Annotated in this window: 10 protein-coding genes; 3 read left to right on the top strand and 7 right to left on the bottom strand. The window is 45.3% G+C overall.

Features of this window, described 5'->3' with window-relative positions; translation table 11 throughout:
* Positions 1 to 32 precede the first annotated feature (32 nt).
* Positions 33 to 953: a hypothetical protein gene (locus tag IEY18_RS02810; protein WP_188917557.1), complete on the top strand. Its 921-nt coding sequence runs from the start codon at positions 33 to 35 to the stop codon at positions 951 to 953.
* 25 nt (positions 954 to 978) lie between these two features.
* On the opposite strand, the gene IEY18_RS02805 is transcribed toward IEY18_RS02810, so the two are convergent.
* The 5 genes from IEY18_RS02805 to IEY18_RS02785 all read right to left on the bottom strand — a co-directional run bounded on the left by IEY18_RS02805 (position 979) and on the right by IEY18_RS02785 (position 7,078).
* Positions 979 to 1,674 (bottom strand): flagellar brake domain-containing protein, encoded by a 696-nt coding sequence (locus IEY18_RS02805; RefSeq protein WP_188917555.1) that lies wholly within the window; start codon positions 1,672 to 1,674, stop codon positions 979 to 981.
* Between the two features lie 313 nt (positions 1,675 to 1,987).
* Positions 1,988 to 2,548, bottom strand: coding sequence for a hypothetical protein (locus IEY18_RS02800; RefSeq protein WP_188917554.1), 561 nt, complete (start codon positions 2,546 to 2,548; stop codon positions 1,988 to 1,990).
* 189 nt (positions 2,549 to 2,737) lie between these two features.
* On the bottom strand, positions 2,738 to 4,870 hold the full coding sequence (locus IEY18_RS02795; RefSeq protein ID WP_188917553.1) for an LruC domain-containing protein: 2,133 nt from the start codon (positions 4,868 to 4,870) through the stop codon (positions 2,738 to 2,740).
* A gap of 255 nt (positions 4,871 to 5,125) precedes the next feature.
* A complete protein-coding gene (locus tag IEY18_RS02790; RefSeq protein WP_188917552.1) occupies positions 5,126 to 5,476 on the bottom strand; it encodes a putative quinol monooxygenase in 351 nt (116 codons plus the stop codon).
* 111 nt (positions 5,477 to 5,587) lie between these two features.
* Complete coding sequence (locus tag IEY18_RS02785; RefSeq protein WP_188917551.1) at positions 5,588 to 7,078, bottom strand: peptide MFS transporter; 1,491 nt, start codon at positions 7,076 to 7,078, stop codon at positions 5,588 to 5,590.
* Between the two features lie 489 nt (positions 7,079 to 7,567).
* On the opposite strand from IEY18_RS02785, the gene IEY18_RS02780 reads away from it, so the two are divergent.
* Complete coding sequence (locus IEY18_RS02780; protein WP_188917550.1) at positions 7,568 to 9,487, top strand: peptidase U32 family protein; 1,920 nt, start codon at positions 7,568 to 7,570, stop codon at positions 9,485 to 9,487.
* Between the two features lie 152 nt (positions 9,488 to 9,639).
* A complete protein-coding gene (locus IEY18_RS02775) occupies positions 9,640 to 10,017 on the top strand; it encodes a PH domain-containing protein (RefSeq protein ID WP_188917549.1) in 378 nt (125 codons plus the stop codon).
* 82 nt (positions 10,018 to 10,099) lie between these two features.
* On the opposite strand, the gene putA is transcribed toward IEY18_RS02775, so the two are convergent.
* Positions 10,100 to 13,294: a bifunctional proline dehydrogenase/L-glutamate gamma-semialdehyde dehydrogenase PutA gene (gene putA / locus IEY18_RS02770; RefSeq protein ID WP_188917905.1), complete on the bottom strand. Its 3,195-nt coding sequence runs from the start codon at positions 13,292 to 13,294 to the stop codon at positions 10,100 to 10,102.
* 339 nt (positions 13,295 to 13,633) lie between these two features.
* Positions 13,634 to 14,209: a TIGR04211 family SH3 domain-containing protein gene (locus tag IEY18_RS02765; RefSeq protein WP_229779700.1), complete on the bottom strand. Its 576-nt coding sequence runs from the start codon at positions 14,207 to 14,209 to the stop codon at positions 13,634 to 13,636.
* Positions 14,210 to 14,274: the final 65 nt, after the last annotated feature.

The following is a 14,274-nucleotide window of genomic DNA, read 5'->3' as shown; positions in this document are numbered from 1 at the left end:
TTAAAACTATTGGCTCAGGCTAAGGAGAGGGGATGTTTGACGCAGTTTGTAAGCAGACGGATCAAGCCGACCGTGTTTATTCCATTTTGGAGTTTCAAAGCCTTGACCCCCAAGCCGTCGAAGCGTTGCGCCAGCATTTGTTTTGCCCTGAATGTGGCGGGAAAGCCTATTACCGCAAAGCTTCAATTGATGGCAAAGCTGCATGTTTTGGTTCTCGTTATCATGATGATGCGTGTCAAGAGTTTCACCCGTCCCAGTTAAAAGTCATCCGTGATGCACAGGAGATGAATCAAATTGTTCTCGAGTCTGATGCATTGATGATTGATTTTGACCACGCGGTGAAATTATCGCAACGTAATGTAGCACCAATACCTGATGGTCAAGTAGATCAGAATGCTACCAATGCGGCGATTGTGCCTGGTCAAGACAATACGGGGCGCTTCGAAACCCCACGCCATGTTAAATCAGAGCATGCTCAAATAAACCAGCAAAAATCTCCCACACATAGTCAGTCTGATACCAAAGTGAGTCGGCAGGGCTTAGCAAAGTTATTGAATAGTTTGATGCGAGGAAGCGCACTAGAAAAGTCGGATTTGTGGATCTATACCGATGAAAAGTATCGTTGGCGTGCCAAAAACCTCTTTGTAAATTTTGCTGATGCAGAGCCGACAGAAAATGGTTCTCCCCGTATGTATTGGGGCAGTATTTCCCATGCCGATCAAGCTATGGGCTGGTTGAATCCTGCTGATTGCAAGGATGTCGGGATCCCAATCGATCAGTTTAAACATGTTTTAGCGCATAAGTTTGCAGTGAAAGAAGCTCGGGATGTGGAAGGGGCTGCAATGATTCTATTTGGCCGCTGCTTTTGGAATAAAGACAAATCGAGAAAAATAATTCAGATTTGGGGAAAGCCGACACCCCGTTTTTATATTCAAAAGGTAGAGGACGACTAACCGACTTTGAGCGCTAAATTGCTTGTTATTCCGCTGTTTTCGCTTCTTGGCTAAGGTGTTGAAGGATTATTTTTTGCACGAAACTATCCGCTTCACCTTGCTCGCATTCGAGTACAAACCCATATTGGTAGAGTTCATTGGTTGCGTCAATAAGTTGTTGATTTTTAATTGTAATGGTGATGTTGTTCTCTTCATCGTCAGCGAGTGAAAGACAGAGCGAGAATTTTTGATCAATCACAACACCCTTGATGTGGTTGCCAATATACGCCCCACCCATAATTGAGATATCACTCAGGTGGCCTTGTGTACTTTGCTCCTTGTTCTCGTTATCTAGTAACTTTGCTGCAACGTTAATGGGAAGCCGCGAATGTTGGCGCAGTGCCACTTGCTGTAATTCATCAGGGTAGCGTAAAACAAGCCAGCGTCCGGCTGCTGTAAATATACTATTGATGGTCGAACGAAAGGCAAGAATATTGGCTTCGGGCACTTCGCTATTGAAGAGCCTCACAATGACACTCTGACCATCGCGAATAAAGTCTTTCGCCGCTAGCCATGTTTTATCACCGCCCAGCGCAAGGATGATGCTTGATTTGGGATCAACGCCAATGAGACGCGTCCTAAGGCGGATCGGCTTGGTTGGGGTTAGTATCTGCAAATGCACTTCGGTATTGCAACTCACGTGATCTAAATAGCTAAATTCATCTTGAGCAGTTCCTGGCACAAGTCATCTCCTTTTGTGTGTGCACTATTGAGTATAAGTCTATGTTTTATCACTGTCTAATTTTGTAATCCCTTGGTCGGTTCTTTGGTTTTATTCAAAAAGCTCGCTTGGGATAACAGCGGTTCGTTTCAGAATTTTTAAAGCCGCTTCAGATACTTTGGACTCAAAGGGGACCGTGCTTTGGCTATTTTGATTGAATGCCGATGAAAGGAGGGGATGGAGGTATTCAAGGCTCAGCATCGTTGCCCTTAAACCAAAATCATAAGTGTAAGGGCAGCGATTTCAAGAGCGTCTCCGGAAAATATGACGTGAGCTACTGCAGGTTCATATTGAGGGACTGCCGGCTTGTGTTGTCGTCATATTGCCAGGTTTGATACGTCGGTGCGCTTCCATCATAGCGCCAAATAACGGCGATCAGTTGTTGGTGATGATTGGCCACTTGTAGCTCCCGGTATAGAGCCCCTTGGTTTAGCGGAGCGCGCAGCAAACAAGATTGATAATCCACTTGATACGCTTGGCTACTTGTTTGTTGGTAGGCATTGCACAGTGAGAAGTATCCTCGCTCTGGCGCGGATGTTACATCGACCCTAAGGACAAACGATGGCGTGAGTCCGTTGGTTGCTGCGACGACTAAATCATCGATTGATGTTGGGATTGGCTGTGTTTCTGTATCGTCATTGTCATCAGTTTCTGGTGTGTCTGTCTCTGGAGTTGTGGTGTCTGGTGTGTTTGTCTCTGGCTGGGTGATAGCGACGACTGTCGAATCAGTGGCTTCATCGCCAGAACCGCCGCCGCAGCCGATAAGACATAGCACAATGACGAATAAACCGTATCTTTGAAACGGAGCGGAATGTGTATTGAGTATCGGAATCATAACAATATCCTCTTGGTTTGCATTGCGATTGATAAAGGCTGGAGCTGTGGTGTTGAGAGTATCTACTGCCGAGCTCCGTCAATATGAACCGCTTCATTTGGATGAGTAGAATGGGGCGCCCGTACTATGTATCAAGCGCTTCATTCTGGATGGTTATAAGGTTTGAGAAGTTTCAAGTTGTTGGCATGACTAATCTTTGAATACGTAATCCAATGTTGGGTTTAAGTACCAACGTGTCGCCGTTGTTTGTGATTCATCAGCAGCAAAGTGGATGAAGTCGCGATAGGCATCATCAAGTCGCTGATTCTCTAGCGGGTGCTGCCAAGTCATCGGGATTTCTATCGCCCAACTCATCCCATTATGGTCCTGAAATGTTTGGCCTTGGCTGAGTGATGATGCATCGTCTCGTTGACCAAAATAGGCCTGTTCAAATCGGTCCGTTGGCATTTTGTTTTTGAGGTGGATTTCAAGTTTTCGACCTGGGTGACCGCCAGCGATGTTTTTGGCTGCTAGGCCATGGTCCATATTCGGGGTTGCAAAAATAAATGGATCATACGGGAATGATGGCATCTCTGCTTGGTCGATAGGTGTAACGAAAGGAACCGTCATTTGCCAGCTTGCTCGATATTGGGTGCCACAGCCCGGCTCGGTTCTAAAATATAAACACTCATCTGCAGTGCTCACCTGTTGCCAAAGATCGTCGGTAAATATCAGGACAGCATAAGTCTGATCTGCTTCTAAAGGCTGTGCTGTTTGCCTGACCCCTTGCTGGTACAGCGTGACCTGAGATTCTTTAACACGGTCTCTGGTAATATTGGGTAGCTGAATCGCAAAGCCATTATGATAAGCTGCTCCCATTGCCGCTAATTCCGCCTCAAAGCCAATTCGACGGACTTGTCCATCTTTTACATATTCAGCAATTCTTAAATGCATCACGACATCATTCATATCGAAATCACCTTGATCTGGATATAAATCTTCATAGGCAATAGATGTATAGCTTGACGCAGATGGATAATAATTAATGCTAACGCCGGTTTCAGTCAGCGTCACCGCATAGTCTTCAACTTCACCGTCACTGACCCCCCCGGTAGGGTTTATGTTCGCAATACTGCTGAGGCGAAATCGAGCCCAGGTTTCTCCTGCTTTGGCCCAACTTGGAATCTCTATATTGACTGTATGTGTTCCGTTTGAAATCGAATGGCCAGAAATTGCAATCTCGTCGCTATCAAAGTGACCATTTTGATCCCAATCAAACCATGCGTTGAGGTAGCCTGTGCCATGAGCACTGACCAGCATCACCGCCTGTTCGCCAATTTCTAACCCCGTCGGCATTTGAATACCATCTTCATCATTGTCAGGTCGACTATCGTCATCACTTAGGGGGTGTGGATACCCGTCAGCTTCATTGTCGATTCGACTACCTAGGTATAGTTGCTCCGAGATCTGGTGGCGCGCTCCATTGCTCGCAATCAACGTACCGTAGCTATCGGGGGCATCGCCAAAGTCAACATTGTTTCCAACAGGCACTTCAGCTAAAGCGCAGCGCGCACCATCATTTGTGCTTGAAGAAGGACCGTATGAAAACAGCTCGCCTACGGGGGAGTCATGCTCAACATGAATACGGTAAATATTTCCGTCACCATTATTGCTCACATAAAGGTTGCCGTCTGGGTCAAAAAACTGAGCACCAAAAGTAAACTTTCCTTGAGTTGACACAAGTACAACACCGAGTTCTGTGGCTTGTCCGCTACTTGGGTCGATTTCAAGTAAGGTGCCCGTAGTGCCATTGCTTACCGCATACAGTAAGCCATTATTTGGATGGAAGGCGAAATCAGTAATGCTGTAGGTTGCAAAGGCTGCACTGCCGCTAACTTGCGTCATTTGCAATCGGTTTGGATTGTCTAGTTCAATTTTGAATAGCCCTTTACCTCTTCGGTAGCCATACCAAGTGTTTTCGTTGATTGCGACATCACCAACGTAAAAGTTACCCGCATTAGCTGCGGCGGAATCCTTTTCGATGTTCAGGGGTAATGACTGATAATCGCTTCCAGCTTTGCCTAACGTTTGGTGTTGATAATCCCAGCCGTATAGGAAGTTGTCTTGATAGCTAAAGCCCACACCATTCAGTGAGTTATCAATGCCCATATCGGCAGATAAGGTGGCATAGCTACCAGTGCCTAAGTTTACGCCGTAGAGAATCGGGTATTTGGCGGGTGACTGAACGATAAACGCTTGCGTTGGGCACGCTTGAAAAGCCTGTTGGGCGACCACTGAGCCTGAATAGGCGATGCAGGCAGTGAGTATTGGCCAGTATTTCATAGTACACCTCGTTTAGAGTTTCCATTTGTCAACGAAGATTGCACAGGGCATGCCAAAAAATAAAGCCATTTAATAACAACGGCCTACTGGGTTTGTGGTCAATGCGGATTGAAAAATGAAAGTGCGATTGCAAAATGCAATGCAAGATACAAGGCAGGAATAGAAGTGGGTCGTACTGAAACATAAACAGCAGCGTCGCTGCTGTTTAATTGGTTGTTGTGGCGATTGGTTTTTTAGCTATTGCTTGTTATTGGTTCAGGCAAATACCGGTGCGTCGTAGTCGTAGCCTTCGTCTGTATACGCCGTTACAATTGCATCGTCTACAAGTCCATCTGCAGCAACAACTTGGGATTCAAAAAAGTGCTGAATTTGCTTTCTTCTGCCATGGGCAGCCCAGCTTTCACCGTCAGCCCAAATTTCATTAAAAACAATTGGGTAATCAGTTTGTGTGGCGCTAGGATGGCTGATCTGGCGTGTTAACATATATTGAATGCAGCCTTGCTCTCGTACCGAATCAGGTTCAAGTGCTTTCAACACTTCGAAAAGTTCGGCTTCTTTTCCCGCTTTGGGACGAAATTGAGCAAGTACGTAGACGCGAGTGGACATAAAAAGGACCTCTATGAAATCATAAAGGCCCAGTGTAAACCAAGTCGTGGTGCTGCAATAGCGTCACTGCTCAATCAGCGATATAGATCCCTATTCTTTGTGCAAAACCGGTTAGATTTGTACTTCAGTCAATTCATCTTTTTGCTGGCAGCCTTCGCTAGGATCGTCGTCATCAGCCAGCATTTTTTCAATGAGTTTAGAAGCCGCAAAAGCAACAGCAACCATAACCACAGCCATGAGTGTAAGCATTCCAAAATAATCCCCATACAGATTTTGCACAATGTCTTGCGTGATTGCTTGTCCCTTCTCGACTGCAATTGAGGTAGAGAATACTGCGCCAACGACACCACTGAGTGCTGTGGCTACGGAAAACAGACTCACAGAGAAGGCTTCAATATGCTTTGGGGTGACTGACAAAATAAAAGCCACGACCATGCTGCCGACGATAACCTCTGCTAGAGCCTGAAAGAAATGAATCGCTAAGAATACTTCTGGACGAATGATGACATCTTCACCAATGGTCATGACCGCAAGGGTCAGAATACCAAATGCTATTGCCGTCATAATGAACGCAAAGCCGACTTTGGTGGCAGTACTAAAGTGAATATTTCGCTTTTCGAGTGAACTAAATACGAAGGCTAGTAAGGGGCCGCCGACCATACACCACATTGGGTTCATCGCCATGGAGGCTTCTGGTGCAATGGGGAGAATGCCAAAGAGATCTCCGCGCATCGTATTGATGCTGACCAAAGTCATAGAGGTCATCATTTGTCCGTAATAGACAAAAAAGGCAATGGTTAATACAACCATAATTAAGATGGTACCCATGCGCAGTGATTCTTTTCGCTCGGCTTTTATCATCAATGAAACAAAGTACCCAATCGCACCAAGCCCGATGGCATAGACGATATTTTTACCGATATCCATGTTAGAAAACATAAAGAACACTAGGCCAATCATTGCCACTGAGCTCACGGCAAATAGCAGCCAATTCTTTGCGCTAACGGGTCTTTTATCAATGTCAGGGCTGATATGAATAAGTGACTTGCGAGTGAGTAGCATCAAGACCAATGCCAGTACAGCCATTAAGGCACACAATAAGTAACTGCCATGAAATCCGATAACTAAGACGACAAGCGGGAACATATACTGGCTAATAAAAGCACCAATATTGTTGATTGAATAGTTAACCGCATAGCCATTTTCGAAGGCTTCTTCAGTGGCAAAAGTTCGTTTAAATAGTGGAGAATATGATGGGAACATTAAGCCCCGTGCGTAGCTGGCCAGAGCGATCCCAGCTAAACTTAGAGGTACGTTGACCAGCGAAGCGCCGAGCACCAGCATGGCGTAGCCGCTAGCAAAACAAATAAAAGAGAGTGTGAGTGAGCGATAGGCGCCAAGGAATCTATCGGTAATAAATCCACCGGCAATGGCAAACAGTGGTCCAATGGCTGAGAAAGCGCCTACCACCATCATGGTATCAGCTTCCGAATAGCCTAGATCTTCTAAAAAGAAGCGAGTTAAAATCGCCATCACGCCATAAAAAGACATGCCAAACATCATTTGGCAGATCATCATCGACTTATTCAGTCTATTCCACATAGGTCGTTCTCTTCATTGGCAACGCATTGGTTACTTGAGTCGTCTCAACTTGTTGCTCTTGTAAAAATAGGCGTGAATTTTATCACCTTGTTGAGAGCAAGCCGCGGCTTTACATCCCAAATGCACAAGTGTTTGCTTTATAATTTCTAATCCGATTGGTGAGCTTTTTTGATGTGTAGAGACTCTTTGAATTTGATGAAACATTGATAAAAACAAGATATGGAATTTGCGCGCAGGAATAGTTGGCTTTGCAGTTATTCCTTTTTTGCATGAATAAAATTAACTTATTCCTAGCTGCCTTTGTTCACGGCTGACGTTTGTGATTGATTATTTGACGTCGCGCACTCGTCCATATCGAAGTTATAGATGGCGTTTGCTATAATCAGCAATCCTGACGCGGAATATGTCTTTGTGCTTTTAGTGTTAAGACTAAATGCAACAGGCTTCTATTGATGTGTTGATTCCCTTTGTCGCTTGAGTCCTTGTTTTATGAGCCAGCCTGTTATTTTCGACCCTAAATCTATTCAATCGAGCTCACTCGTTCACGGTCATGCCACTAACCGGATTGAGCTGCTGGCACCGGCAAAAAATGCTGAGTTTGGCAAACAAGCCATTTTGCATGGTGCAGATGCCGTCTATATTGGCGGGCCAGCATTTGGCGCAAGGGCTGCAGCGGGCAACGCCATTGAAGATATCGCAGAGCTTGCGGCATTTGCTCATCAATATCATGCTCAGGTATTTGTGGCGTTGAACACTATTTTGTCGGATATCGAATTAGCGCAAGCTGAGCAGATTATTTGGCAGATATATGAAGCGGGTGCAGATGCGTTGATTGTGCAGGACATGGGAATATTGCAATTGAATCTCCCGCCTATTGCACTCCATGCCAGTACGCAAATGGACAACCGGACGCCTGAAAAGGCCGCTTTTTTACAGCAGGTGGGCTTCACACAAGTTGTACTTGCCAGAGAACTCAATCTAGCGCAAATTCAAGCAGTCGCTGAAAAAACTCAATTACAGCTAGAGTTTTTCATCCATGGTGCTCTGTGTGTCAGTTACAGTGGCCAGTGTTATATTAGTCATGCATTTACTAATCGCAGCGCGAATCGAGGTGAGTGCTCACAAATGTGTCGGTTACCATGTAACCTCAAAACCCGCGAAGGCGAGGTCTTGGCTGCCAATGAGCACTTACTGTCGCTCAAAGACAATAATCAGACTACGAATTTGGAAGCTTTGATTAATGCCGGTGTCCGCTCCTTTAAGATTGAGGGCCGCCTTAAGGACTTAAGTTACGTTAAAAACGTAACCGCTCATTATCGACAGCAACTGGATGCCATTATGCAGAAGCGACCTGAGCTCGTCGCATCCTCCCATGGACGTAGTGTCCATCGCTTTCAGCCCGATCCGGATAAAAGCTTTAATCGTGGTAAAACCGATTACTTCGTGAATGAACGAAGCGCTGATGTGAGTGATTTCAGAACGCCTAAATACTTGGGGGAGTCGGTTGGTACCGTCAGTAAAATTGGCCGTGACCACTTTGTTATTGATAGCCAACACCAGTTTAGCAACGGCGATGGCTTTTGCTTTTTCGATGCCAAGCACTCATCTGCAGTGCTATCAGATGACAAATTGCAGGGATTGAGGATTAATCGCGCTGATGGCAAAAAGTTGTTTGTTGCGAAGCTGCCGAAAGATTTACAAATCGGTATGCAATTGTACCGAAATCATGATCAAGCATTTGAGTCAGAACTAGCGAAGGACTCATCGAAGCGTATATTGCCTGTGCGCATGGCGCTTCGAGAAGCCGATGATGGGCTTGCACTGACCATTTCCGACGAATATGAACATCAGGCAACCGTTAAACTTGCAATACACAAAGAATTTGCACAGGACAAAGAGCGTTCACGGAAAACTCTGCATAAGCAACTTGGCAAGCTAGGAAGTACTGATTTCGAACTTCTAGAGTTAAAGACACACGGTGTAGAGCAATATTTTTTGCCAGCATCCGTGCTGAATGGTTTGCGTCGTGATGCGGTTGCGGCTTTACTTGAGGCTCGTCTGCAATCATATCAACGCCCCCCTGTTGGCTCGATAGATAAAACGGCCGTGTACCCTGAGAAGCATTTGAGTTATCTCGGGAATGTTGCCAATCAGAAAGCAAAATCATTTTATCAGCAACACGGTGTGATCCAGGTTGAAGATGCATACGAAAAGAACCGTGTTATCCAGGATGCGCCGCTGATGATCACGAAGCATTGTTTGCGCTACAGCTTTGATTTGTGCCCGAAAGAAGTGCCCGATATAAAAGCAGATCCTATGGTGCTTGAAATGGGGAATGACACCTTAAAATTGGTCTTTGATTGTTTAAAATGTGAAATGTTAGTAGTGGGTTCCAGCAAGCAGGTTTAGCTAGCAATAGCCCAATGGTAAAGTGCTGTGCTATGTTAGCGAAAAAAGCGCGATTGGGTACATGCAAAATCGTCGTTTTAACACCATGTATTTAAGTTATTGATGCAGCATGAGTATTCACCCTGCATTACGACACACTGAAGGGAATGATTATGGGATTATTTGATGCACTTATTGGCAACGCTTCTGAAGTCGACCTAGAGGATTTAGGCTCCGAATTAAGCCCGATAATGGGTGACAGCGAAACACTCAATCTGGCATATAAAATGGTGCGTGATCTGTTTATTTTTACAAATAAACGATTGATTTTGATTGATAAACAAGGGATGACAGGAAAGAAGGTTAGCTACCATTCGATTCCTTATAAATCGATTACTCATTTTGAAGTGGAAACCTCGGGTCACTTTGATATGGATGCAGAGCTCAAAATTTGGATCTCTGGTCAAAAAGAGCCGTTAGTGAAAGAACTGAAAGCGGGCACTGATGTGGTGGGTATTCAAAAAACTATCGCCAATTGCGCTTTGGGTTAATCCATAAATGGCATACCGTTTTACAAGAAAACAGCCAGCATTATTGCTGGCTGTTTTGATCTCGTGTTTGAATCCTGTTGTTCTAATCTTCGCTGTCTCCCAGAGAGAGCAAGGTGGCATTGCCGCCAATGGCGGTAATGTTATTACTGCGAGTTTTTTCTGTGATAAATCGGCTCAGATAGTGGGGTCCGCCGGCTTTTGGCCCGGTTCCTGAAAGGCCTTGACCACCAAAGGGTTGTACACCAACCACGGCACCAATTTGATTGCGATTGATATAGACGTTACCGACGTTCAGTTGGTTCGCAAGATGGAGAGCTTGGGTTTCATTGCGACTATGGATCCCGAGAGTTAGACCATAACCGGTACTATTAATTTCATTAATTACCTGTGGCAATTCAGAGGCTTTATAACGAATTACATGCAAAATAGGCCCAAACTGCTCTTTCTCAAGCACCTTAATTGAGTCAATTTCAACTGCTGTTGGCGCAACAAAATATCCGTGATGCGTACATTCAGGAAGTGCAACTTGTTTCAACAATCGGCCAACTTGTTTGATGTGGTCAATGTGGGCGTACAAATTCGCTTGAGCCGTTGCATCAATGACTGGGCCGACATCAGTTTTAATTGAAGTTGGGAAGCCAATTGTAAGCTCATCCATCGCACCTTTTAAAACATCAATGACTCGGTCGGCGATATCATCTTGAAGATAGAGTACTCTTAATGCCGAGCAGCGTTGTCCTGCACTGGTAAACGATGAGTCGATCACATCGGTCACGACTTGTTCGGGCTGAGAGGTTGAGTCCACTAACATAGCGTTTTGGCCACCAGTTTCCGCGATCAAAGGAACAATGGCTCCTCGTCGGTTGGCAAGCGCTAAGTTAATCCGTTTGGCAGTATCGGTTGAGCCAGTAAAGCAAACCCCTGCAATTCGCTCATCGCTCGTTAGCTTTGCTCCTACGGTTGCACCGGTGCCAGGCAAAAACTGCAGTACATCTTTTGGGATCCCGGCTTGATGTGCCAACTCAACTGCGCGAAAGCCAACTAAACAAGTTTGTTCTGCTGGTTTTGCAATAACAGTATTGCCTGTTGCTAGTGCCGCAGTGATTTGACCTAAGAAAATCGCGAGTGGGAAATTCCAAGGACTGATACAAACAAATACCCCGCGACCTTCAATAAAGAGCTCGTTTAACTCACCTGTTGGTCCAGGAAGTTGAGTTGGTGTTTGCATCATCTTCCGAGCTTGTACCGCATAATAGCGGCAGAAGTCGACGGCTTCACGAACCTCATCGATGCCATCTTGAATGCTCTTGCCCGCTTCTCGGGCGCAAAGGGCGATAAGCTCTTCACGATTATCTTCAAGTAAATCGGCAAGCCTATAAAGTGCTGCAGCTCGTTCACTTACACCACCATTATTCCAGGATGTAAATGCTTGCTGTGCGCTTTGCAACGCGGTCTCTATCGCCGATTCGTCTGCAAAAATGACTTGACCTACGATTTGTGCAGCATCATAGGGACTGGCGACTTGGTGGCACATCTCTGAATTTGAATGACTTAAAACCGCTTCACCATTGATGATTGGACCCGCTTGCCATTGGCTCCCTTCAAAATGTGATAACTTATTGAGAAAAGGGGCAGATTCAGAATGAATATTGAGATTCACACCACTTGAGTTTTTTCGCTCGTCACCAAAGATATCGCAGGGTTTGCAAATTCGATTATTTGCTAAAGTGGCAAATCGCTTCATTGTGTTTAGTGGATGCACAACCAATGATTCAATCGGTGTTTTAGGGTCGACTAGCTTGTGTACAAATGAGGTATTCGCCCCATTCTCAAGAAGGCGACGAACCAAATAAGGTAATAGATCCTTATGTGCGCCAACCGGTGCGTAGATCCTTACATGCTGCTGTCCTGCTTCTGCAAGAATAGTGTCATATAACTCTTCTCCCATCCCGTGTAGCCGCTGGAATTCATAGTTACGCTCGCCTGCCATATCGCAAATGGCCGCAACTGTTTGGGCATTGTGGCTAGCAAACTGAGGGTAGATCGCACCTAATGTTGCTTCGGACAATAAATAACGAGCGCAAGCCAAGTACGAAATATCAGTACCCGCTTTGCGAGTAAATAGGGGATAACCGCCTTCGCCGCCAACTTGAGACCATTTCAATTCGCTATCCCAGTAGGCGCCCTTTACTAATCGCAACGGTATTTCGTCACCTTGGTTTTTCGCAAGACGCGTGATCCAGCAAAGTACCGGCAAGGCACGTTTAGAGTATGCTTGGACAACAATACCGAGTAAGCCCCACCCTTTCGCAGCTTCGGAGTTATAGAGTTTCTGAAAGAGCTTTAATGACAGCTCTAATCGATCCATTTCCTCAGCATCAATTGAGATTCCAACATTCACGGATCTCGCTTGAGTAACTAGTCGGATCAGGGTGTCATAAAGCTCGGTGAGAACTCGGTCTTCATTTGCGACCTCGTATCTTGGGTGTAATGCAGAGAGTTTGATGGAGATTGTCGGCCGCGGTGCTTGAGATTCGTCATAGGATTGCTGTCCTAATGCGCGGATCGCATCAGAATAGTCATCAAAATACTGGCTCGCATCTTTCATGGTTAATGCCGCTTCACCAAGCATATCGTAACTGTGGGTATAGCCGAGCTGACGCTTAGACTCGCTATTTTTAAGCGCTTCTTTAATCGTACGGCCCAAGACAAACTGTTTACCCATGATCTTCATTGCGGCCAGCATGGCTTGGCGGATCACTGGTTCACCGACACGACTCACTAGTTTATTTAGCAGGCCGCTAGGTTTGCCATCAGTGGGGTGATCGAGTTTGACAACTTTACCAGTTAGCATTAACCCCCAAGTCGAAGCATTCACTAGCACAGAATCACTGCGGTTTAAGTGCTCATCCCACTTCGCACCGGAAAGCTTATCTTCAATCAACGCATCTGCAGTTGCGGCATCGGGGATCCGCAGTAGTGCTTCAGCAAGACACATTAAAATAATGCCTTCTTGGGTTTCTAAACTGTATTGCTGCAAGAAGGCATCAATGCCAACCATTAAGCCTTTTTTATCATACTGACGTACTTTGGTGACCAGCTCATGTGCGCGTTGGGTGACACGGTCAATCGTATCTTCGCTTGCAGGGACAAGTTGGATCAATTCGGTAAGGTATTGTTCTTCATCAACAATATAGTTATCGGTAATTGCTGTGAATAATTGATCAAGTTCGGCATTATCGTAGCGACCAGCTAGTACTTCACTCGCTTTGAACATAGTCATGGCTTCCGTCAGGTCTGGTAAGAGAGTTTCCTATGTACTTGCAAATATTTATCTGCCTCATAGGTATCGTGACCGAATAGGCTCAGCACAATCTGAATTGTTCGCCTGTGAGCCTATCAGTTCCCACTTTTTATTTTGTATACAATATGTGGTTTTCGCCGAGAATTATATACCACTCTTTTTTGATCGTGATAGCAAAAAATAAAAAACTGAGCGGTAGGTTGGTATAGGTGGGTTGTGGCTAGCCTTTGGGTCACAAGGTTGGGTTGGTTTTTTTGAAGTCCATGCGAAAAAAAGCCAGCTTATCGCTGGCTTGTATGAGGTTGATATTGGCTACCACCGATCTTTTCTGCGGCCACCTGGGCGAGGTAGATACACCAAAATAATACCAATGATTGCGCCAATCAGAGCAATGATGCCGCCTTCTCGCCATAGGGTAAATTGCTGGTTATCAATGACCTTAGCTAAATCGGCTTTGGCTTTGTCTCGCTCCACAATGGCTTGCTCATAATCTCGCTTTAGCTTGGAAAGCTGTGATTTCCGGCTAGAGAGTTCACGACTGGTATTGGCGCTATTGTCTTGATTTTCTGCGAGCTGTGTTTCTAAGCGCTTAATCTTATTTTGAAGCTCAGGAACGAGGTAACGAATACTTTTCTTGGCGCTGAGTAGCTTTGTGAGAACCCAACCTTCACGGTTTTTATGGTCAACGATTTTAGAAAAATCACCCTGTGTTTCATTCAAATAAGTAACCGCTTTACCTGCTTCGATGCTGCCCAAAATACGATATTGGGTGCCTGGGCCACCGTGCAAATATAGATAGACATTGTCAGAGATATAACGAGTCTGACCTGCGGCCAGTAGGTTAGTTGATAGAAACATCATACTAACTAAGAAAAATAGTCTTAACACTTAGTCTTTCCATCAGAGAGTTGTACGCCACATGCTAGGGATTTCAGCCGTATTTTGCAAGGCGC

It is taken from the genome of Shewanella gelidii, assembly GCF_014647855.1.
Lineage (GTDB): Bacteria > Pseudomonadota > Gammaproteobacteria > Enterobacterales > Shewanellaceae > Shewanella > Shewanella gelidii.
The sequence above is the reverse complement of the archived record's forward strand: the minus strand, read 5'-3'. Positions and strand labels throughout refer to the sequence as shown.